This window comes from Sphaerisporangium sp. NPDC049457, from assembly GCF_055586705.1.
The window spans coordinates 277,437-299,174 of the sequence record NZ_JBVJHR010000006.1; the positions used below are offsets into that span (position 1 = coordinate 277,437).

Genomic DNA, 21,738 nt, shown 5'->3' on the forward strand with positions numbered 1-21,738 from the left:
TCGTGAGGCTAGCTCACTGATCGGCCGCCCGTTGATAGCTGAGCAGATGCGCTTCGGCAGAGGCATCCCAGGTGAACTCCCGCGACCTGGCCATCCCCGCCTCGGCCAGCGAGCGGCGGCGTTCGGAGGACTCCAGCAACGCCCGCAGGGCGTCCCTGATGCTCTCGGCGTCCGGCTCGGTGTAGGCGACGGCCTCCCCGCCGACCTCGGGCAGCGACGTGCGGTGGGTGGTGAGCACCGGCGCCCCGCACGCCATGGCCTCCAGCACGGGCAGCCCGAAACCCTCGCCGCGGGACGGGAAGGCGACCACGACGGCGCCGCCGAGGAAGCCGGGCAGGTCGGCGAAGGACAGGTAGCCCGGCCGCACCACCCGCACGGTCACCGGCAGCCCGCTGATCGCATCGTCCACCTCGTCGCTCCAGCCGGCGCCGCTCGCCAGCACCAGCGCGGGCGGCGACGGCAGGTCGCGGACCGCCTGGCCGAAGCCCTTCACCAGGTTCGGGACGTTCTTGCGCGGTTCGAAGGCGCCGAGGAACGCCACGTACGGGCGGCCGCGCAAGCCGAGCCGCCCGGACACCCGCTTGATCTCGTCGTCGGAAGGCCGGTGGAACAGCGCCCGGTCGACCCCGTGGTAGGCGACGTCGATGCGCGTCGGGTCGGCCGCGAGCACCCGCACCAACTCGTCGCGGGTGGCCTTGGACGGCACGATGACCCGCTCGGCGTTGCGGACCGCCGTGCGGGTCGCCGCGCGGAAGAAGGACGACCTGACCTTGTCGTGCCGGTCGGGCTCGGTGAACCAGGTGACGTCGTGCACGGTGGCGACCGTGGGCAGCCCGCAGTGCAGGGGGATGGAGTAGTACGGGGCGTGGATCACCTGCGCGCCGACCTGGCGGGCCAGCACCGGGATGCCCGTCTGCTCCCAGACCAGCCGGGCGGCCCTGTTGGTGATCGCGGGAGGCCCGGCGAGGATGCGGGCGGACGGCGCGATCTTGCCGTAGCGTTCGGCGTCGGCCCGCTGGCAGACGACAGAGACGTCGGCGCCCGCCCGGTCGAGGGCCGCGACCAGCCCGTCGACGTACCGGATCAACGCGCCGCGGTCGGCGGGCACCGCCGCGGCGTCGACGAGCACTCGAGGCGTCAAGAGCGATCGCTCCCTTCCGATCTCCGTGCCGGCCGATGCGGAGACCGCGCGGGCGAAGAGCACCAGATCGGTACGAGCCGGCAGAGGCACCCCTGTGTCCCGCCGGCCGCCGCCGGCCCTCTCCCCCCGATCCCCTATCGGATTCACTCTATTGCGAGGGTCCCCCGAATCGTGAGAGATATGACACGCATTTAGGACGTCGCACGGGCAACGAATGCCGAAAATCAGTCGTGATGGGCGGCGGCGGGAACGGTTTCCGCGCGCCGGGCGGCCAGGCCCGCCAGCCCCGCGCACGCCAGGTCGCCCAGCGAGACCAGCAGCCGCGAGCACAGCGCCGCCGCGAGCGCCGGCCCGGCGTCGAGCACCGGCGCCAGCGCCGCGACCAGCGCCACCTCGCGCACCCCCGCCCCGGCGGGCGCGATGACCACGATGAAGCCCAGACACCAGGCCAGCGAGAACGCCCCCAGGGACAGCGCCAGGGCGCGGGGGCCGGTCGCGCCGAGCCCCGCCACGATCAGCCACAGGGCGGCGCCGTAGGCGACCCAGCCCGCGAGGGCCCAGCCCGCCGAGACGAGCACGCCGCGGCGGCTCAGCGGGCGTTCGAGCGGCGGCCGTTTGAGCAGGCGGAGGCCGAAGCCGAGCACGCCGTTGACGACGCGCGGGTGCAGCGCGGCGACCAGCACGGGGAGCAGCAGGAGCAGCCAGGCGTACCGGGCCACGGAGTCACCGGCGAAGGCGGGCAGGGTGAGCGCGGCCACGGACAGACCGCTGGCCAGATAGATGGGATATGTCAGGAAGAACGCGGTGGCGCTGCGCGAGCGCGGGACGCCGAGATCCTTGCCCATCTCCATCTGCGCGAGCACCGGCCACAGCGACCCGGGGATGTACTTGCCGAGCTGGCCCACGAAGAACACCTTGGCGGCGCCGGCGAGCGGCAAGGGCGACCCGAGATCGGCCAGCAGGGCGCGCCACATCAGCATGCCGGCCGCCAGAGCCGCGATCACGGCCACCAGCGAACCGGCGAGCGGCAGCCAGGAGAGCCGGGCGAAGCCGTCGGCCACCTGCGCCCACCGCCCTGCGACGGCCCACACCCCGAACCCGAGCGCCACCAGCAGGAACGCCAGCCGGATCAGCTTCTTGCGGGTCACGCGAGGAGGCGGAGCGGTCACGGGACGCGTGCCGGTCACGGGGTGCGTACCGGTTCGGGGGGCTGCGGGAGCGCCGGCCCGAGCGGCCGGCGCGGCGTCTTGGTCGCCACCCAAAGGTAGGTGGGCACGACGGGCAGCAGCGCGCGCAGCGCCGGGCGCGGCGTCCGCGCCAGCGTGCCCTGCGCGGCCCGCCCCACGGCGCCCGGGAACAGCTCGGCGCCGGCGAAGCGCTCGGGCGAGGCGAGCACGGGGAAGGAATAGTCCCAGACGTGGAAGCCGGCGAGCATGCGGCGCAGCCCCGCCCGGGTGCGGAACCGCTCGTAGTAGTGGTCGGCACGGCCGAAGGCGCGCACGTAGCGGTCGGCCAGCGACGGCGGCAGGTAGGACAGGAACGGCAGCTTGTAGTGCGGCTCCATCACCCCGAGCCGGTTGCCCAGCCCCAGATAGAGCACGCCGTCGTCGGCGAGCACGCGGTGCAGCTCGCGCACCACCGCGTCGGGGTCGACCACGTGCTCGTAGATGTGGTTGAGCACCAGCACGTCCATCGAGCCGTCGGGGAACGGCAGCGCCGTGCCGTCGGCGCAGACGAACTCCACCCGCCCGCCGAACCGCTCGGCGGCCTTGCGCAGGCCCGGCACGTCGATGTCGACCCCGAACGCGTGCCGCGCGCCCGCCGACGCCAGCTCGTCGGCGATGAACCCCGCCGAGCAGCCGATGTCGGCGACGGTCAGCCCGTCGAGCACCCCGGGGGCGCCGGCCTCGGGGGCGGGATCGCGGCCCAGGAAGTGCGCGAGCACCGCGATGATCTTGGAGGCCTTGCGGCGCCGCTTCGCCTCGTCCAGCATCGCCGCCTGGATCTCCGAATACGCAAGCTGCGCCACCCGTTCAGTGCCCACGACGCCCAACATTAGTGCGTGGCGGGCGCGCCGAGGGCCCTGTCCACAGGGGCGGGACGCTCGTGATCCGGATGGTCAACCGAAGTCCATGATCGGACAAGACGGGCCGGGCGGGCCTACCGGCGGGTAACAGCTCGTCGTACGCTGGGCGGATGTTGAGCCGGCTGCGATCAAGTCCTCTGCTCCGGGTGGGGCTCGCGCTCGTCGCCCTCGCCTTCCTGGCATACGGCCTGTCCCGCAACTGGAGCGGCACCGTCGCCGCGCTCGGCAGGCTCTCGTGGTGGACGGTGACCGGATCCTTCGCCGCCGTCATGGTCGGCCTCGGATTCATGCTCGTCGCCTGGCAGGTGGTGCTCGCCGGCTTCGGCTCGCCGCTGCCGCTGCGGGTCGCCGCCAAGGTGCTGTTCATGGGGCAGCTCGGCAAGTACGTCCCCGGCTCGGTGTGGGCGTTCGCCGCGATGATCGAGCTGGCCCGCGACCACGGCTCCCCGCCGCGCCGCACATTCGGCGCCACCGTGGTCGGGCTGGTGATCTCGCTCGGCTGCGCGCTGGGCCTGGCCGCGGTCACCTTGCCGCTGACCTCGCAGGACGTGGCCAGGCAGGCGTGGTACCTGCTGCTTCTGATCCCGTTCATCGTGGTGGGACTGCATCCCCGGGTGCTGACGTTCGGGCTCAACCTCGCGCTGAGGATCGCCCGCAAGGAGCGTCTCGACCAGGTGCTCCCCGGGTCGGCGATGCTCGTGGCGGCCGCCTGGACGATGGCCGGCTGGCTGTTCTACGGCCTGCACATCTGGCTGCTGCTCCGCGACATGGCCCCCGGCGGCCCGTCGCTGCCGGCCGTCGCCGCCGGGGCGTACGCGCTCGCCTGGGTGACCGGGCTGCTGACCGTCATCGTCCCGGCCGGCATCGGCGTCCGCGAGGGGGCCATGGTGCTGGTGCTCACGCCCGTCCTGGACGCCCCGCACGCGCTGGTCATAGCGGTGGTGTCCCGGCTGGCGTTCACGCTGTCCGACGCCGTCTGGGCCGGCATCGGCTTCGTGGCGGCGCGCGGTCAGGCGCCCGCGGAGAGCAAGGCGGCGGCGTACGCGGCCCAGTAAGGCTCGGGGTCCACGGCCTTGACGCCCTGGCGCAGCCGCTCGGGCTCGCCGTCCTCGTAGAACCGGGCGATCGCCCCCGCCAGCGCCTCCGCCGAGCCCGGCTCGACGAGCAGGCCGTCCACGCCGTCGGTGACGTGGTCGGCGAGCGCGCCCACCCGGGTGGCGATGACCGGCAGGCCGTGCTCGTGGCCGAGCCAGGCGTTCTGACTGGCCGTGGCCGACCGGTAGGGCAGCACCAGGGCGTCGGCCCCGGCGAACAGCGCAGGCACCTCGCCGGCCGCCACGTACCCGGGCCGCAGCTCGACGCGGTCGCCCAGGCCCAGCTCGGCGACCAGGGCGCGCGTCTCGTCCAGGCCGCCCCAGAACTCGCCGGCCACCGTGAGCGACACGCCGGGCACCTGCGCCAGGGCGCGCAGCAGCAGGTCCAGGCCCTTGTACGGGCGCACCATGCCGAAGAAGAGCAGCCTGCGGCGCACTCCGCCCGCGGCCGCCGCGGCGTACTCGCCCTTGGCGGGAAGATGCGGCGGCAGGCCCGCCACCCGCACCGGCGCGGGCGCCAGCCCGCGGGCGAGCGCCGCCTGCTCCTCCGAGTGCGCGAGGACCCGGTCGACCCGCCGCAGCAGGGCCTTCACCAGCGGCGCGTCGTACGCCTTGCGCTCGTGCGGCAGCACGTTGTGGCAGAGAGCGACCACCTCGGTGGCGCGGCGCAGGCCTGACACGATGCCGAGATAGGGAGGCACCTGCACGGGGCTGAGCAGGGTCAGCACGGCGAGGTCGGCCCCGCGCAGCCGGCGCCCGCAGCGCAGCCACCCGTCAGGGCGGCGCCAGTCGAGATCGCGCCGGACGTGCGCGAACGGCTCGCCCTCCGGCGAGGAGATGGTCTGCTGCCCCGGGTACAGGAAGGACGGGTACTGCGCGCGCCAGGACTCGATGACGACGTCGTGGCCGAGCGCCGTCAGCCGGTGGGCCAGCTCGGTCGTGTGCTGCGCCCCGCCGCCCTTGTACGGATAGGTCGGCCCGACGATGGCGACGCGCACGTCATTCGCCCCGTGATCGCACGATCAGGTCGGCGAGCAGCGCCAGAGACCCGATGATCAACCCGGAGAGGAAGGTCATCACCGTGCTCGCCGGGAAGTAGAAGGGGTGCCGGATCATGTCGACGACGCCCTTGCCCATCGCGATGACGACCAGCCAGATCGCCGGCGGCATCAGCACCTTGAGCGGGTTGAAGTACATCACCATCCGCAGCACCTGCAGGATGTAGCGGTAGGCGTCGGAGATGAAGCTGAACTTCGACTTGCCCGCCCGCTTGCTGTACTCGATCGGCATGTAGTGCACGTCGTGCTGGTTCGACAGGAACGCCAGCGTGATCGTCGTCACGCAGGAGAACCCGGGGGGCAGCAGCCGCAGGTACGGCAGCGAGACCGACTTGCGGAAGGCGCGCAGGCCGGAGTTCAGGTCGGGGATCTCCTGCCCGGCCAGGCGCTCGGCGACCTTGCGGATGAACCACTTGGCCGGCACGCGCAGGATCTTGTGCGAGCCCTGCTCGCTGGTGCGCGCGCCCACGACCTGGTCGATCGTCGGATCCTTCTCCAGGATCTGCACCAGCTCGGGGATGCGCTCGTTGGGGTAGGTCATGTCGGCGTCGGTCCACACGACGATCTCGCCGCGCGCGTCCTGGGTGCCGATGCGGCGCACCGTGCCCGAGCCGCCGTTGCGGTGGAAGGCGACGATGCGCATGTTCGGGAACCGGGGCGCGGCGTCGCGCAGCCGCGCGAGCGTCTCGTCGGTGGAGTGGTCGTCCACGGCGACCAGCTCGTAGGTGTAACCGCTGGCGTCCATCGCGCCGCAGACGCGTTCCACCTCGGCGATGACGTGATCCTGCTCGTTGTAACAGGGCAGAACGATCGTCACATATGGCTTGGCGTCCACGGCGGATCCAGTCTCAGGCGTCTCGGTCACACTCACGTCGGGCGAGGATACAGTGCTCGGCCGGCATCCGACTGCCCCTGAACCCCATCCGGGACCCTTCCGTCCCCTTCGTCACCCTTCCCAACCCCCCAGCACCTATTCCCGCGTCCCCGCCCACACCGCCTCGGCACTACAGCGGGACGACGGACTGGACGCCCAGGACTCCTCGCAGGGCCGCCTTCAGGCGCTGGGCGGCGTCCGGGCCGGCGATCTTCACCCGGTAGGACTCGTCCATGTTGGCCAGCACGAGAGGCGCGCCGTACGGCCGTCCCTCGGGGTAGTAGAACCGCTCCAGCTCCAACGCGTGGGCCCGGTCCTCGAAGTAGACCTCCTCCACCCCGTCCACCTCACGGATCCTGTCGAAGATCGCCTGCCTCTCCTCGTCCTTGAGCGGCCGGTTCCGCAGCGGCGCGCACACCTCCTCGATGCGGTTGCCGCACAACGTCACCGTCACCTCGGCCGTGCCCTGCCAGAAATCCACCGGTTCGCGATGCACCATCCAGACTCCGGCGATCCGCCCCGCCTGCGCGGCCACCGCCGTGTAGGCGGCGGAACTCGCGAGCACGCCGACGTACGCGGGCGCGAACAGGTTCGGAGTGCTCACGATTTCCTGCGGCTCGACGTTCTGGGCCGCCCGCCACTTCTGGTACTGCTCTTCAGGGGTCTCGTACCGCAGCGAGACGACCCCCGGCACCGCGCGCAGCGCCGGCTCCACGCTCCGCGGGTCCCTGATGGCCCGCGCGGCGTCGTCCGGGCAACGCGGCCACGGGCTGTCGCACAGGATCACCCTGAAGCGGTTCTGGACCGGCCACGCGACGTCCGGCGGCGGCAGCGGTGTCCTGGACCGCTGGTACAGGTACCAGCCGCCGCCCCCCGACAGTGCGAGCAGCACCACGACGGCCAGCGCGGCCACCAGCGATCTGCGGTGCGCGGCCGCCCACCGCCTGAGCGCCGCCTCCCAGGCCGACAACCGCGATTCGCGCTCGGAACCGCTCCCGAAGGACAGCTCCTCACCGGCCTCCGCGCCTTCCACCTGGTGATTCACGTGACGTGCTCCTCTATCCGCCTCGTCCGGCCCGCCAGGCGGTGGAGCCTCACGAAGCGGCTCACCGCACCGGCCGCACCGTGCGCACGCCCGGCACGTTCCCAACGGCGTCCCGTATGCGCTTGAAGGCGTCCGGGCCGGAGATCTTCACCTGGAAGGACTCGTCCATGGTGCTCAGCGTGACGGGCGGAGGTCCCGACCGGCCCTCGGGGTAGTAGTGCTTGGCGAGCTCGAACGCGTGCTCCCGGTCCTCGAAGTAGACCTCCTCCACCCCGTCCACCTCGCGGATCCGGTCCACGATGGCCTGTCTCTCGTCGTCCGTGGGCGACCGGTAGTCGAACTGCGGGCACATCTGTTCGGCGTCGAGGCCGCACAGAGCGACCGTGACGTTCGCCTTGTCCCGCCAGAAGCTCGTCGGCCGCCGCTCGACCGCCGCCACGCCCGCGACCCGAAGGGCGCGCGCCGACATCGGGGCGAACAGATCCGGGTGGCCGAGCACCCCCTCGAAGGCATCGGTGAACATGTCGCGAGTGAGGGGGATCGGGGTGCCGTTCTGGTCGTAGGCGACGCCCTGCTCGGACTCCCTCCGGTACTGCTCTTCGGCTCCGGCGAACCTCAGCGAAGCGACCTCATCGATGGCGCGCAGTTCCGCCTCGATACGACCGACATCCCTGGCGGCCCGCACCTCATCGGGCTTGCAATCCCAGTAGCCGGTCCTGCACAGGAACACCCAGAAGTCGTTCTGCGCGGGGAAGGCGACGTCCGGCGGAGGAAGCGGCTTACGGGACTCCTGGTACAGGCGCCACCCACCGCCGCCCGCCGCCGCGAGCAGGACGACGACGGCCGCCCCGGCCGCGAGCAGCTTGCGGTGCGCGGCCGCCCACCGCCTGCCTGCGGTCTCCCACGTCCGGAAGCGAGACTCCCGCTCGGGGTCGCCGCCCCCGAACGAGAGCTCCTCGTCGGTCTCCGGCGGCTCCACTCGCCAGTTCATGCCGCAACTCTTCCGATCTCGACGACCCGCCGTCAACCGCGAAGACTCCACCCGCGAGCGACGGGCCGCACGAAGACTCCATCCGCCGGACGACGGGCCGCACGAAGACTCCATCCGCCGGACGACGGGCCGCACGAAGACTCCATCCGCCGGACGACAGGCCGGCGGTCCTCACTCGGGCCGCGGGACGACCATCCACACGTCGACGGAGAACGACCAGGTGCCGTTGGGCGCGTCGACCAACGAGCGCTCGTCCTGGCGGGCGCGGAGCCGCACCACCTGCTCGGGCGTCCCGTACCGCACCAACTGCAGCCGCTCGGCGGCCAGCAGCACCGGGACGCGCCCCGCCGCGCGCACCCGCTGGACCAGGCGGGACACGTCGGAGGCCGCCGCCACGTCACGGCCCGGTTCCGCCCGGCCGGTGTCCTGGACGGTCAGCGCCGGAGAGCCCGCCGGCGGCGGCGCGTCCGTCCCGCCCGCCAGGCGGACCTGCGCGGCCGGCCGGTCGCACATGGCGCGGACGACCTGCGTGAACCGGTCGCCGGTGACCCGCTCGACGATCAGCACCGACGCGTCACGCGGCAGCGCGGCGCACAGCCTCCGCACCGCCGCGGCCTCCCCGCGCTCCACGGGAGTGAAGGCCGTGCCGATCGAGGTGACCGCGGCGGGCGCCACCAGCAGCACGGCGCCCGCGGCGGTCAGCCGGCGCAGCGCCGCCGGCCGGTACCCGGTGTCGCGGATCTTCTCCCACGCCCAGCGCAGGCCCCACGCCGAAAGGACGATCAGGCCCGGGATCACCACCGGCACGAGCCTGCGCGACGCGAAGGGGTGGTCCGGTGTGATGGCCGGTCGCCACAACGTGGTCACGGTCGTCCAGCCGATGATCGCCAGCGGCAGCAGCCAGAGGAGGCCCCTGCCCTGGGCCGCCCGCCGCGCCATGAGCGCGGCGGCCAGCGTGGCCAGCATGACCACGGGCACGCCGACGTACCAGATCACCCAGTACAGCGACTGCTCCGAGTACAGGCGGGACCGGTCGACCGGCAGCCCGTTCGCCTGCTGCGTCCACGTGATGAAGATGGAGTTGAGCGTGTCCTCCGTCGTGGCGGGCACCCGCCGTACGGTCTGCACCCACGGGCGCACGGCGAACGCGGCCATCACCAGCACGACGAGCGCCGCCGCCACCTCGGGCAGGCGGCGCGCCGGACGCCACCCGCGCACGGCGTTCCACGCGGCCGGCGCCACCTTCGGCCCCGCCACCGCGCCCGCCGCGGTCAGCGCCAGCACCACCCCGCAGATGGCGAGCAGCGGCACGACCGAGTCGGACAGATAGGTGAGATACGGCCTGGACAGGAAGAAGGCCGCGACCAACCCCAGGCCGGCTCCCGCGAGCAGGCCGCCGAGCAGCGGCACGCCCATCCGCGCGTACGCCCCGGCCCGGCCACCCCGGCCGCGCAGCGCGATCAGCAGTCCCGCGTACGCCAGCACCGGGAGCACGTCGCGCAGCCCGTCCACCCGCACCAGGACGGCCAGCCCGAGGGCCAGCCCGGCGAGCACGGCCATCCCCCGCGACCGGCCGCGCGCGTCGGCGAGCAGCGCCATGCCCCCGAAGATCAGGATGAGGGACGGGATCTCGCTGAACGTGGTGCGCGAGGTGTAGAGGATCGGCAGCGCGACCGCGAACGTCAGCGCCGCCACCGGCGCCCACCGCGCGCCCGCCAGCCGGGCGGCGACCCCGGCCACGGTCAGCACGGCCAGCGCGCCGAGCACCGGCGGCATCATCAGCAGTCCGGACAGCCCCGCCAGCCAGTCGCCGATGGCGTCGACGAGCGGCGCCCCGGGCATGAACTGCGGGACCACCGCGCCGCCGTAGTCGTAGAACCCGATGCTGTCGAACCGCAGCGCCGGGTCCGGCCCGCCGAACGCCGCCGTGGCATAGGGGATGGGGAGGCGGCCGTTCCCGGCGAGCCACGCCGTGTACTGCGCGTACGTCGCCGGGTCTCGGCGGACGATCAGCTGCTCGGTGTGGAAGATCCAGTTGAACACCCCTGAGGCGACCGCGATGGCCAGGACCGCCCACACATGCCCGCCCGAGGCGTCCGCCACCTCCGCCCCGCCCTCGGCCCTCCCGACACCTTCCGCGCCCTCAGCACCCTCGACGCTCTCGGCACCCTTGGCACCTTCGACGCTTTCGAGGCCTTCGGCGGCCGGACGCCGCCTCCGCCATCCTCCGGACCGTGCGCCGTACGCGCACAGCACCACGGCGAGGGCGCCGCCGAGCAGGAACGCCGGCAACGGGCGGAACCAGCCGGCCAGCAACAGCGGCAACCCGGCGAGCAGCCAGCCGGTCAGCGCGAGCACGGGCATGACCGTGACCGCCGCGAGCACCCGGCTCGCCGGCGGCCACCACGAGCGATCGCGCCAGATTCCGTCCATCACCGCCGCGAGCCTAACGCTCCGCCACGGACGACCAGCGGAGGTGGGTGGCGGGCGTGCGGGAGCCCGCCCGCGGGCGGGGGACGGGTAACGTAACGGCGCGTGCCCGGCCTTCGGGCACCGGTGTTCATGGCAGCGGGCTTCGCCGGGCCTTCCCCGGTCGCCAGGAAGCGCCGCAACGATGGCTGGGGGTCGAGTGGTCGCGGCTGGGCAGGGCTCAGGGGTGCGCGGCGGGACGACAGGGTCGTCCCGGCCGCCCTCGGCCCGGCGTGGCCTGCGCCTGCGCCCGTCCCCGGAGTGGTCCGCCCGTTCGCGGGAGGTGTTGCGGGCGCACCGATGGTTCGCCGGGGTGCTCGGGCTGGGTGTGGCGCTGAGAGTGGTGGCCATGCTGGGCTACCGGCCGGCGCTGTGGTTCCCCGACTCCTATACCTATGTGGTGACGGCGCTGCATCCGCGTCCCGATCTGGTGCGCCCGGCCGGGTACTCCATGTTCCTGCGGCTGCTGGAGCCGTTCCACGGGTTCGGCTTCGTGGCGCTGGTCCAGCATCTGCTCGGGCTCGCCATCGGCGTGCTGGTGTACGCCGCCGTGACGCGCGCCGGTGGACGCGCCTGGGCGGCGGCGCTCGCGTCGGCCCCTGTGCTGCTCGACGCCTACCAGGTGCAGCTTGAGCATCTGCTCGTCTCTGACACGCTGTTCGCCTTCCTGCTGGTGGCGGCGGTGTTCGTGCTGTTGGGCGGGCGCACCCGGCGCTCGCTCTGCGCCGCCGGCGCGCTGCTGGGCGCGGCCACGCTGACCCGGACGGTGGGACTCCCCCTGCTCGTGGTGGTGGCGGCGTGGCTGCTGGTCCGCCGCCCCGGCCCAGGCGTACGCGGCGCGGACATATCCGGGGCGGCGACAGCTGAATCAGCGACACCGAAGCCGGGGACACCTGGGCCGGGGCCGCGCCGGTCAGGGATGCGCGGCGCGGGGCGGTTCGCGTTCGGCGGGCGGCTGGTGGCGGTGCTGGCGCTCGTGCTGGTCGCGTCGGTGCCGATCGTGGGGTACGGGGCGTGGTTCTGGGCGACCTACCACCGGGTGGGCATCGTCGGCTCCAACGGGGTGTTCCTGTACGGCCGGACGATGTCGTTCGCCGACTGCGCCGTCATGCGCCCGCCTGCGGACCTCGCGGTGCTGTGCGACAGCAGGCCGCCCTCGCGCCGCCCGCCGTCGCAGGAGTACGTCTGGGCGCCGGACGCGCCGCTGGTGGCGCTGCCCGGCATCACCTTCACCGCCGAGACCGACCGGCTCGCCGGGCGGTTCGCGTTCCTCGCGCTGCGCAGCCAGCCGATGGACTACGCCGCCTCGGTGCTGTCCGAACTGGTCCGTTCGTTCGCCTGGGGCCGTCCGGTCTACCCCGACCAGCAGACCTATGACTATTACGAGTTCCCGGACAGGACGCCCCCGCCGCCCGACCGCCACCCGGCCGTGCGCGGCGCCGACCTCGCGGTGCGCTACGAGCGGGGTCCGGTCGACACGCGCGTCGTCGAGCCGTTCGCGGGGTGGATGCGCCGCTACCAGGACGTGGCGGCGTTGCCCGGCACGGTGCTGCTGACCGTCCTGCTGCTCCCCCCGGGCGTCGCCGCCGCGCGCGTGTGGGGGTACCGCCGCGCACGGCCGCGCGAGGCGAGACGGCCGTCGTGGGGCCTGCCGTGGGTGATGGCGGTGTCGTTGCTGGCCGTTCCGGCGGCCACCGCGGAGTTCGACTACCGCTATGTCCTGCCCGCCGTACCGCTGGCGTGTCTCGCCGCCGCGCTCTTGACGGCGAGGCAGACGGAGCGGTCATGACGGCCATGAGCTGCTGATCCTGTGAACTTCCGGTAAAGCCCACAATTACGTCATTCCCGGAAATATCCTCGTGTCGGTATGCTTGGCCGCCGGATCGACCCCCTCTGGAGTAATCATGATCTTGCGCCTGTTCCCCCGATCATGCCGCCCAGAGTCTGGCCGGTGACTACCCTCTTGACGAAATGAGCGAGCACCGACACGGCGCCACGGTCAGAGATCACCGGACGGCGTCCTCCGCGCCCGGTCGCCGGTCCAGCCGCGGCCGCGCGATGGAGCCTCCCCCCGACGCCCCGCCCCGCGAGGGAAGCCGTCGCCGCAGAGACGTCCCTCCGGACACCCGGCAACCGGTACAGCCCGCGGGCCCCTACGGCCCGTACGAGAACCACCCCTCGGGGCCACAGGACTTCCCCGTGACGGACGAGCCGCGCGGCAGACGCCAGAGAGGCGTTCCGGTCGAGGCGCCCCCTCCTCCCCCTGACGAGCCCGGCCGAGGCCGGCGTCGCGGCGGCGGCGGGAACGGGGGCGGCGGAGGCGGCGGTCGCGCCCCGCACGGCGGCGGCGGGCGCATGCGCCTCCTCGCCTACGTCAGCGTCGCGCTCACCAGCGTCATGGTGCTGCTGGCGCTCACCGGCTACACGCTCTACCGCAACGTGCTGGGCGAGGTCCGCACGGAGGACGTCAGCGGCGATCTCAACGCCAACCGGCCGGTGAACGCCACCGGCGCGCTCAACGTCCTGCTGGTGGGCTCCGACTCCCGCGCCGGCGACAACAAGAAGTACGGCCAGCACATGGGCGACCAGGGCGAGCGCACCGACACGATCATCCTCATGCACGTGTCGCCGAACCGCGACAAGGCGACGCTGATCAGCTTCCCGCGCGACTCGATGGTGCAGATCCCGGCATGCAAGAACGCCCGCACCAAGGTGGCCATGCCCCCGCGCATGGACATGATCAACTCCGCCTTCAACGAGGGCGGCATGGCCTGCACGATCAACACGATCGAAGCGAACACCAACATCCGCATCGACCACTACATCAAGGTCGACTTCACCGGCTTCAAGGCCATCGTCGACGCGCTGGACGGCATCCAGATCTGCGTGCCCACGGCGGTGGACGACCGCCAGGCCAAGCTCCACCTGCAGGCGGGCAAGCAGATCGTCAAGGGTGAGATGGCGCTCGCGTACGTCCGCGCCCGCCACTCGCTGGGCGACGGCAGCGACATCAGCCGCATCAAGCGGCAGCAGATCTTCCTCTCCCAGGTCGTGAAGAAGGCCACCAGCGGCGACACTCTGACCGACCCCGGCAAACTGCTGAACCTGGTCAAGGCGGGCGCCCACTCGGTCGTGATGGACCCGCAGCTCGACGTCGACACGCTGATCCAGATCGCTCAGAGCGCGCGCAGCCTCACCGCCAAGGGCGTCAAGTTCGTCACGGTTCCCTGGGAGCCGTACCCGACGGACAAGAACCGCGTGCAGTGGAAGCAGCCGGACGCGGGCAAGATGTTCGAGTCACTGCGCACGGACGTCGAGGTCACCCCCTCCCCCAAGCCGAGCGCGTCCTCTTCCACCACGGGGCCGGCCAAGCCGGCGGTCAAGCCGGGCCAGGTGCGCGTCCAGGTGGTCAACGGCACCAACACCGCGGGCAAGGCCAGAGAGGTCGCCGAGGCGCTCGCGGCGCAGGGCTTCAAGGTCACCCAGGTCGGCGACGCGCGCAACGCCGACGGCACCGACCGGCCGAAGACCATGCTGCTCTACGCCAAGAGTGCCGCCGACGGCGCCGACTACGCCGACCCGGTGGCCGCGAAGCTGGTGCCCAAGGTCACCCCGGCCGCGGGCAAGGTCAAGGCCGGCCTCCTCCAGCCGTTCACCCCGTCCGTGACGCCCTCCACCCCGGCGGCCGGCGCGAACGCCACGCCGCCGCCCGGCTCCCCCATCATCCAGCTGGTCATCGGGGCCGACTTCAAGAACATCAAGGTGCCGGTCACCATCCCCGACAGCGCCCGGGTCGTGGACTCCAAGACCGACGTCTGCAGCACCTGACCCACACGGCGGCACCGGCGGCGAAGCCGACCGGCGAAAGGCCCGGTCCCCTCGCGGGGCCGGGCCTCTTCGTTTCCCTTCTCCGCACGGACGCCTTCCAGCCGGAGCGGCCCTCGGCATGTTGACAAGCGGCGACCTCTTCTAACACTATTTCACTACTTATATAGTGAAGGGGCGTTCCGGACTCGATGATCGACTTTCACCTTGACCGCAGATCGGGGGTCTCGACGTACCTCCAGCTCGTGCAGCAGGTCAAACAGGCCCTGCGCGTGGGCGCGCTACGCCCGGGGGACAAGCTGCCCACCGCGCGCGAGGTCGTCGACGCCCTCGCCATCAACCCGAACACCGTCCTGAAGGCGTACCGCGAACTGGAGCGCGAGGGCCTGGTGACCGGCAAGCCCGGCCTCGGCACGTTCGTCCAGCGCTCGATCGGCGGCGCCCGGCTGGCCGGCCACGCCGGCCTGCGCGACGGCCTCGACGCGTGGGTGCGCCAGGCACGCGACGCCGGTCTCGACAGGGAGGACATGGAGACGCTGTTCACCCTGGCGATGACCGACGCGTTCCGGGAGGGCATCGCGTGAGCCTCGCACTTCAGACGACCGGCCTCGGCGTCCGCCGCCGGCGCGCGTGGACGCTGCGCGACTGCTCCCTGTCCATCCCGGCCGGCCGGGTCGCCGCCCTGGTCGGCCCCAACGGCGCGGGCAAGAGCACGCTCATCCACGCGCTCGTCGGACTGCTCACCCCCACGGCAGGAACGATCTCGGTCGCGGGCGAAGTGGCGTTCATGGCCCAGGACAAGCCCCTGTACGACGGGTTCACCGTCGCCGAGACGCTCGCCTTCGGACGCCGGCTGAACCCCGGCTGGGACGGCCCGTACGCGACCGGCAGGCTCCAACGGCTCGGCATCCCGCTGGACCGCAAGGTCACCAAGCTCTCCGGCGGGCAGCAGGCCCAGGTGGCGCTCACCGTCGCGCTGGCCAAACGCCCCGACTTCATCGCACTGGACGAGCCGCTGGCCAACCTCGACCCTCTGGCCAGGCACGACGTCATGCGGGCGCTCATGGTGGAGGTCGCCGAGCAAGGGATGACCGTCCTGATCTCCTCGCACGTCGTCGCCGACATCCAGGACACCTGCGACTGGCTCATCGTGCTGAACGGCGGCAGGGTGCAGGTCAGCGGCGACATCGACGACCTGCTCGCAGGGCACCAGGTGCTGTCCGGGCCCGCCGAACTGGCCGGCGGCGTCGCCGCCAGGACGACCGTGGTGGAGGAGAACGTCACCGCGCGGCAGGCCCGGCTGCTGGTGCGGGGCACGCCGGTGCTCGACCCGCGTTGGAGCGCCCGCCCGGCCGACCTGCAGGAACTGGTGATGGCCTACCTGCGCAACCCGCAGTCCGCCGCCCTGCCCCGGCTCGCGGAGGTGGGCGCGTGATCTGGCTGACCTGGCGGCAACATCGCGCGCAGATCCTCGTCACCGCCGCGCTGCTTGCCGCGCTCGGCCTGCTCCTGCTCGGCTCGGCGGTGGAGGCGAAACTGTACATCGCCGACAACGCGCCACCCGGCTGTCCCGGCCCCGGGCCCGCCTGCTGGAACCTGGCGCTGGCCCTCGCCAAACGGTACGACGCCATCTACACCATCTATGGCTGGATGCCGCTGGTGGCCCCCGCGCTGATCGGCGCGTTCTGGGGGGCGCCCGTGCTGGGCCGGGAGTACGAGCGCGGCACCCACAAGCTCGCCTGGACGCAGTCGGTGCCCGCCGGCCGCTGGCTGGCCGTGAAGCTCGCCGTACTGGGCGGCATGGTCGTCGCAGGGGGGCTGCTGCTGTCGGCGATGGTCGGCTTGTGGCGGCAGGTGTTCCGCGAGGGAGCGGACTCGTCGTTCGGCAACCCGGGCGTGTTCAACATGGTCGGCGTGGTGCCGGCGGCGTGGTGGCTGTACGCGTTCGCGCTGGGCACGGCGGCCGGGGTGCTGTTCCGGCGGACGCTGCCGGCGATGGCCCTCGTCGTGGCCGGGATCGCCGTCACCATGTTCACCCTGTTCGGCCTCAGCGCGCACTACGCCGAGCCGGCGCGCACCGTGCTGACGGGCACCACCGTGCTGTCCGACACCGACGCGCGGCTGGTGCGCGCGACGTGGGTCGACCCCGCAGGCAGGGAACTGACGGACGCCCCCGCGAACGTCTGCCCGCACCAACCCGACGCCGGGCGCGGCGACCGCAACCAGCGGGCGTATGAGCAGTGCCTGTTCGGCGCGGGCTACCGGTTCGCCGTCTACTACCACCCGCCCACGCGGTTCTGGCGGTTCCAGTGGACCGAGACCGCCATCCTGTCCGCGCTGGCCTCGGCACTGGCCGGCCTGGCCGCCCACCGCGCACTCCGCCGCAAGGTGTGAGGCCGGGAAACCGACGTCGGCCGACCGAAGGCCGGGAGACCGACGTCGGCACAGTGAGTTGGAGAGACCGAGGCTCGGAACCGGGACTCGGAGAGCAGGGCTGGGAGACCAGGGCCGAAAGACGACCCGACCTGAGCGCTTTTGACATGATCTGGTGGACATTGTCAAGCGATCCGGCAAGCTGAAGTTCGGCCTCCGTCGCGACATTTGGAGATCGGCGCGTTAGGGTGGATGATCTGGCGGGCGTGTCCCGCGTTCCGTTCCGCCATCGGGCGAGGGCACCCGCCACAGTCAGAAGCTACCCCTGGTCTCCCGACAGATAGCTGAGCGTTTCCCCCGTGAGTGACACCAGATCCTCCTTCCAGGTTCCGGCTTCGCGCACCGACGGCGTCTCCACCGACGCCGGCGCGACCGTCCCGCCCGACGAACGAGGACAGGCGCCGATGGATACCAGCATGGACACCGGTGCGGGCACCGGTGCGGGCACCGGTCCGGGCGCCGGGGAGGAAGAGGCGCCCACCGCCCGCTGGCCCGTTCCCGACTACGCCGAGCCACCTACGGGCGCCTGGGATCGTCACCGGCCCCCCACGGGCGGGGAGCACGCAGGGGAGCCGCGCTGGCCGGTCCCGGACGGCACCACGGCCGCCGGTGGCACGATGAGCGCCGCCGGCACGAGCGGCGCCACCGGTTTCGGCAGCACCGACGGCTTCGGCGGCTCCGACCGCACGGACGGCCGCGGCGGCGCCCCGGGCCCCGCCGGTGCGCCGGGGAGCGCAGGTCGCGTCCGGCGTGGCGCGCACTCCGCGGGCACGCCCGCCGACGAGGACCCCGAGACGTTCACGTTCGACCGCCCCGCCTGGGACGACCGCCCGGCAGGCCACGCATCGTCGGCGGAGCCGAGCGGCCAGGGCTCCGGCGCCTACCCTGCCGGTCAGGGCTCCGGCTCGTCCACAGGCCCGCACGGCTCCGGCATGTACCCGGGCGTCCAGGGCTCCGCCACGTCCACGGGCCCGCACGGCTCCCGCGCGTTCCCCGGCGCGCAGGGCTCCGGTACGTCCACGGGCCCGCACGGCACACCGTCGCGAGGGCCGGCGTCCGGTCCTGTCTCGGGCGCGCACGGCGCACCGTCGCAGGAGCCGGCGTCCGACGCCGTCTCAGACGGGTTCTCGTACTGGCAGCGGCCCGCGATCCCGCAGGAGGACCCCGGCACGCTGGGAAACCCGGGCGCGCAGGCGAGCCCGGGCACGCCGCCGGGCCGGCCAGGGCCCGGCTCGGCCCTGTCAGGGCCCGGCTCGGCCATGCCCGCGTCCGCCGCCTGGTCGCAGCCGCCCGCGGGCCGGCACCCCGGCGGAGAGCCCGGCGGCTGGGAGGACCCCACGCCGGAGGAGGCCCCGCCGCCGAGGCCGGCGAAGCGGCCCCGCGAGCCGTACCTGGACAACGTGAAGTTCCTGCTCATCGCGCTGGTGCCGACCGGGCACGCGCTGGTGCCGACGCTGTCGGCGCACTCCTCGCGCTCGGCCTACCTGTTCATCTACGTGTTCCACATGCCGCTGTTCGTCATCATCAGCGGCTACCTGAGCCGGAACTTCTGGAACTCCAACGCCAAGACGAACAAGCTCGTCGACACCTTCCTGGTGCCGTACGTGATCGTGGAGATCGGCTACGCCGTGCTCCGCTTCGCGCTCGGCCACAAATGGAGCCTGACGATCATCGACCCGGCCTGGCTCAACTGGTACCTGCTCGCCCTGCTGCTGTGGCGGCTCTCCACGCCGGTGTGGAAGCGCATGCGCTACCCGCTGCCGATCGCGATCGCGGTCTACCTGCTCGCCGGCCTGTCCGACCTGCCGGGCGACTTCAGCATGGACCGCTTCTTCGGGCTGATGCCGTTCTTCGTGCTGGGCCTGTGGCTGCAGCCGCACCACTTCGAAATGCTCAACCGCGTCTGGGTGAAGGTCCTCTCCGTCGTGGCGCTCGTCGGCGCGGCGGGCGTGGCGATCATTCTCGCCCCGCACGTGCCGCTCGACCCGGTGTACTACAAGGACAGCTACGCCGAGCTGCACCTGTCGTGGTGGATGGGCATGGGCATGCGCGCGGGCCTGCTGATCGCCGCGCTGACGGTCTCGCTCGCGGTCCTGGCGCTGGTGCCGCGCAGGAACACCTGGTTCTCCGACCTCGGCACCCGCACGCTCTACTGCTACCTGCTCCACGGCATCCCCGTGATGATCGCCAAGGAGATGGGCTGGCTGAGCTACCCCTGGCTGCGCGGCCCGCTCGGCGTCATGGCGATCATGAGCAGCGCCTTCGCCCTGGCCATCGTGCTGTGCCTGCCCGAGACGCGCACGGTGTTCAAGTGGCTGCTCGAACCGCGCCTCACCTGGCTCTACCGCAGACCGGCCAAGCGGGTCGAGCAGGCCACCCCGTAGCGGCGGATGTTCAGCGGCATTTCCTCCGCGATTCACGGTCCGCACCCGGGCAAGAAGGAAACGCCGCTCAACATCGACGCATGAAGGTATGTGTCGGCACGATCGTCCACCATCCGGAGGACGCGCGGATCATGCACCGGCAGATCCGCGCGCTGCTCGACGCCGGGCACGAGGTGACCTATGTCGCGCCGTTCACCCACTGCAACGTCACCCCGCCCCAGGAGATCCGCGCGATCGACGTGCCCCGCGCCGTCGGCCTGCACCGCGGCCACGCGCTGAACGCGGCGCGCGGCGCGCTGCGGCGGGGCGTCAAGGACGCCGACCTGCTGCTGGTGCACGACCTGGAGCTGCTGTTCGCCCTGCCGCGACGGCGGCCGACGACGGTGTGGGACGTACACGAGGACATCGTGGGCGCACTGGACACCAAGACCTACCTTCCCGCGCCCGCGCGCCGGATGCTGCCTGGCCTGCTGCGCCGGATCGAGAGCCGCGCCGAGCGCCGGCTGCACCTGATCCTGGCCGAGTCCGCCTACCGCGACCGGTTCGTCGGGGACCACCCGGTGATCCCGAACACCACGTACGTCCCCGAGACGCCGCCGCCGCTGCCCGGCGCCGGCCGGGTGGTGTACATCGGCCAGTTGTCGGAGGCCAGGGGCGCGCTGGAGATGATCGAGCTGGCCCGCAGGCTCCGGCCGCACGGCATCCGGCTCGACCTGATCGGCGCCGCAGACGCCGCGGTGCGCCCGTTCCTGCGCGACGCGCAGCGCGAGGGGCTGCTCGACTGGTTCGGGTACGTGCCGAACAACCACGCGCTCCGCATGGCCCAGGGCGCCCTCGCCGGGCTCTCGCTGCTGCACGACGTGCCCAACTACCGGCAGTCCCTGCCGACCAAGGTCATCGAGTACATGGCCAGGGGCGTGCCGGTGATCACCACGCCGCTGCCGCTGGCGGCCTCCATCGTGGGCCGGGCCGACTGCGGCATGATCGTCCCCTACGGCGACGTGGACGCGGTCGCCCAGGCCGTCCTGCGGCTGCGCGACGACCCCGAACGACGGGCCGTGATGGGCGCCCGGGGATACGCCGAGGCCCGCGGCCAGTACCACTGGCCCGACCACGCCCGCGACTTCGTCACCCACCTCGAAGAATGGGCAGCCGCTCCGGCCCCCGCCCCCACCTTCCACCACGCCGCCCTAGCCTGACCAACCGCTGCACCCGCCCGCGAGGCCACACGGGTGAGCCGGACGATCCGGGGCTTCCCACGGCTGGCGCCCCGCATCCTCGATTGGTGTACTGGACGTTGTGACTAGCCACCTCATTCAGGGACGCCGCGTCACCATGCCGGTGGAGGTACGGGACGCCGCCATCTGCGCCGCCATGTACCTGGTCCGGGCCGACGCCGCCCGCGCGGTGCTCGCCTACGCCGATCTCGACGTCACCGAGGTCCTCCCCGGCAAGGCCCTGTGCGTGCTCGGCTTCATCCACTACGCCGACGGCGACCTCGGCTCCTACAACGAGTTCGGCATGGGATTCCTCGTCCGTCCCCCGGACGCCGCTGGTCCGCCCGGGCGCAGCACGCTGTCCGGGCTCAAGGACCTCCGCCTGCACGGTGCGGGGGCCTTCGTCCACTGGCTGCCGGTCGACCAAGGGTTCACCCTGGCCGCCGGCCGCTCCATCTGGGGCTTCCCCAAGGAGCTGGCCGAGGTCGACCTCCGGCTGTCCTCCCCGTACAAGCGCTGCGTGCTGCGCAAGGACGGCCGCCTCGTGATCGACCTGCTGATCCGTCCCGGCATGCCCGTGCCCGGTCTGCCCATAACGGGCGACCCCGGTCTTCCCAGGTTCAGAGGCGGTCCTGGACTCCCCATGCTCGGGGGCGGCCCGATCACCACGGACGCCTACACGCGCCTGGACGGCCTGACCCGGCGGATCCCCTGGACGGTACGCCCTCGCGGCGTCCGCACCCGCCCCGGCGGAGCGCTGATCAGGCTCGGCAACCACCCCATCGCCAAGGAACTCAGCGAACTGGGCCTCCCCAAACACGCCCTCCTAACCCTCACCGCCTCCCACGCCACCATGACCTTCCACCCCGCCCACCCCCTCGGCGACACCTGACCCGATAACCGCGTGCCCTCATCCGGTGCGCATTCATCCGGCGCAGCGCCAAATAGAACCAACCCTCAGGTGCGGCACCTCATTGGGTGCGGCACTTAATGAGATCGGCACCAGGAGGTGCCCCTTCACCCGATATGACGGCGAACAGAATCACCGCCAGGTTGAGCTCTTCACCCTGTGTGCTGGGTGGAATCGGCGCCGGATCGGCGGGTCGTGGTAGGGCGTGCCG

At 72.4% G+C, this 21,738-nt stretch carries 17 protein-coding genes; 9 read left to right on the forward strand and 8 right to left on the reverse strand.

Annotated elements, in window-relative coordinates; translation table 11 throughout:
• Positions 1 to 13: 13 nt before the first annotated feature.
• The 3 genes from ACZ6QO_RS12135 to ACZ6QO_RS12145 form a co-directional block, all read right to left on the reverse strand.
• Positions 14 to 1,141, reverse strand: coding sequence for a glycosyltransferase family 4 protein (locus ACZ6QO_RS12135; protein WP_465850061.1), 1,128 nt, complete (start codon positions 1,139 to 1,141; stop codon positions 14 to 16).
• Positions 1,142 to 1,365: 224 nt separating this feature from the next.
• Positions 1,366 to 2,289, reverse strand: coding sequence for a lysylphosphatidylglycerol synthase domain-containing protein (locus tag ACZ6QO_RS12140; protein WP_465850063.1), 924 nt, complete (start codon positions 2,287 to 2,289; stop codon positions 1,366 to 1,368).
• 35 nt (positions 2,290 to 2,324) lie between these two features.
• A complete protein-coding gene (locus ACZ6QO_RS12145) occupies positions 2,325 to 3,185 on the reverse strand; it encodes a class I SAM-dependent methyltransferase (RefSeq protein WP_465850065.1) in 861 nt (286 codons plus the stop codon).
• Positions 3,186 to 3,337: 152 nt separating this feature from the next.
• Here ACZ6QO_RS12145 and ACZ6QO_RS12150 point away from each other — a divergent pair, with 152 nt between their 5' ends.
• Entirely contained in the window at positions 3,338 to 4,282 is a 945-nt protein-coding gene (locus ACZ6QO_RS12150; protein ID WP_465850067.1) for a lysylphosphatidylglycerol synthase domain-containing protein, read from the forward strand.
• Here the strand turns inward: ACZ6QO_RS12150 and ACZ6QO_RS12155 are convergent.
• The 5 genes from ACZ6QO_RS12155 to ACZ6QO_RS12175 form a co-directional block, all read right to left on the reverse strand.
• Entirely contained in the window at positions 4,237 to 5,319 is a 1,083-nt protein-coding gene (locus ACZ6QO_RS12155; protein WP_465850069.1) for a glycosyltransferase family 4 protein, read from the reverse strand. The genes ACZ6QO_RS12150 and ACZ6QO_RS12155 overlap by 46 nt on opposite strands.
• Before the next feature lies 1 nt (position 5,320).
• Positions 5,321 to 6,250: a glycosyltransferase family 2 protein gene (locus ACZ6QO_RS12160; protein ID WP_465850070.1), complete on the reverse strand. Its 930-nt coding sequence runs from the start codon at positions 6,248 to 6,250 to the stop codon at positions 5,321 to 5,323.
• Between the two features lie 133 nt (positions 6,251 to 6,383).
• Positions 6,384 to 7,298, reverse strand: coding sequence for a permease-like cell division protein FtsX (locus tag ACZ6QO_RS12165; RefSeq protein WP_465850072.1), 915 nt, complete (start codon positions 7,296 to 7,298; stop codon positions 6,384 to 6,386).
• 61 nt (positions 7,299 to 7,359) lie between these two features.
• Entirely contained in the window at positions 7,360 to 8,289 is a 930-nt protein-coding gene (locus ACZ6QO_RS12170; protein WP_465850074.1) for a permease-like cell division protein FtsX, read from the reverse strand.
• 171 nt (positions 8,290 to 8,460) lie between these two features.
• Complete coding sequence (locus tag ACZ6QO_RS12175; protein ID WP_465850165.1) at positions 8,461 to 10,722, reverse strand: hypothetical protein; 2,262 nt, start codon at positions 10,720 to 10,722, stop codon at positions 8,461 to 8,463.
• Positions 10,723 to 10,903: 181 nt separating this feature from the next.
• Here ACZ6QO_RS12175 and ACZ6QO_RS12180 point away from each other — a divergent pair, with 181 nt between their 5' ends.
• The 8 genes from ACZ6QO_RS12180 to ACZ6QO_RS12215 all read left to right on the forward strand — a co-directional run bounded on the left by ACZ6QO_RS12180 (position 10,904) and on the right by ACZ6QO_RS12215 (position 21,509).
• Positions 10,904 to 12,547 carry a phospholipid carrier-dependent glycosyltransferase gene (locus ACZ6QO_RS12180; protein ID WP_465850076.1) on the forward strand — a complete coding sequence of 548 codons (1,644 nt, stop codon included), beginning with the start codon at positions 10,904 to 10,906 and terminating at the stop codon, positions 12,545 to 12,547.
• Positions 12,548 to 13,113: 566 nt separating this feature from the next.
• Positions 13,114 to 14,586 carry an LCP family protein gene (locus ACZ6QO_RS12185; protein ID WP_465850077.1) on the forward strand — a complete coding sequence of 491 codons (1,473 nt, stop codon included), beginning with the start codon at positions 13,114 to 13,116 and terminating at the stop codon, positions 14,584 to 14,586.
• 188 nt (positions 14,587 to 14,774) lie between these two features.
• Entirely contained in the window at positions 14,775 to 15,167 is a 393-nt protein-coding gene (locus ACZ6QO_RS12190; protein ID WP_465850078.1) for a GntR family transcriptional regulator, read from the forward strand.
• Complete coding sequence (locus ACZ6QO_RS12195; RefSeq protein ID WP_465850080.1) at positions 15,164 to 16,018, forward strand: ABC transporter ATP-binding protein; 855 nt, start codon at positions 15,164 to 15,166, stop codon at positions 16,016 to 16,018. Before ACZ6QO_RS12190 ends, ACZ6QO_RS12195 begins: the two co-directional genes overlap by 4 nt.
• Positions 16,015 to 16,977, forward strand: a complete 963-nt coding sequence (locus ACZ6QO_RS12200; protein ID WP_465850082.1) for a hypothetical protein — start codon at positions 16,015 to 16,017, stop codon at positions 16,975 to 16,977. Before ACZ6QO_RS12195 ends, ACZ6QO_RS12200 begins: the two co-directional genes overlap by 4 nt.
• A gap of 338 nt (positions 16,978 to 17,315) precedes the next feature.
• Positions 17,316 to 19,400: an acyltransferase family protein gene (locus ACZ6QO_RS12205; RefSeq protein ID WP_465850084.1), complete on the forward strand. Its 2,085-nt coding sequence runs from the start codon at positions 17,316 to 17,318 to the stop codon at positions 19,398 to 19,400.
• An 80-nt stretch (positions 19,401 to 19,480) separates the two neighbouring features.
• Positions 19,481 to 20,599 carry a glycosyltransferase gene (locus tag ACZ6QO_RS12210; protein WP_465850085.1) on the forward strand — a complete coding sequence of 373 codons (1,119 nt, stop codon included), beginning with the start codon at positions 19,481 to 19,483 and terminating at the stop codon, positions 20,597 to 20,599.
• Between the two features lie 100 nt (positions 20,600 to 20,699).
• The gene (locus ACZ6QO_RS12215; RefSeq protein WP_465850086.1) at positions 20,700 to 21,509 is read left to right on the forward strand and encodes an acetoacetate decarboxylase family protein; all 810 of its coding nucleotides are present in this window, start codon (positions 20,700 to 20,702) and stop codon (positions 21,507 to 21,509) included.
• Positions 21,510 to 21,738 lie beyond the last annotated feature (229 nt).

What these genes read in the sequence shown, in the direction of transcription:
- ACZ6QO_RS12150 (WP_465850067.1), top strand. Translation starts at nt 3,338, where the DNA reads ATGTTGAGCCGGCTGCGATCAAGTCCTCTGCTCCGGGTGGGGCTCGCG.
- ACZ6QO_RS12170 (WP_465850074.1), bottom strand. Translation starts at nt 8,289, where the DNA reads ATGAACTGGCGAGTGGAGCCGCCGGAGACCGACGAGGAGCTCTCGTTC.
- ACZ6QO_RS12175 (WP_465850165.1), bottom strand. Translation starts at nt 10,722, where the DNA reads ATGGACGGAATCTGGCGCGATCGCTCGTGGTGGCCGCCGGCGAGCCGG.
- ACZ6QO_RS12180 (WP_465850076.1), top strand. Translation starts at nt 10,904, where the DNA reads ATGGCTGGGGGTCGAGTGGTCGCGGCTGGGCAGGGCTCAGGGGTGCGC.
- ACZ6QO_RS12185 (WP_465850077.1), top strand. Translation starts at nt 13,114, where the DNA reads ATGCGCCTCCTCGCCTACGTCAGCGTCGCGCTCACCAGCGTCATGGTG.
- ACZ6QO_RS12190 (WP_465850078.1), top strand. Translation starts at nt 14,775, where the DNA reads ATGATCGACTTTCACCTTGACCGCAGATCGGGGGTCTCGACGTACCTC.
- ACZ6QO_RS12210 (WP_465850085.1), top strand. Translation starts at nt 19,481, where the DNA reads ATGAAGGTATGTGTCGGCACGATCGTCCACCATCCGGAGGACGCGCGG.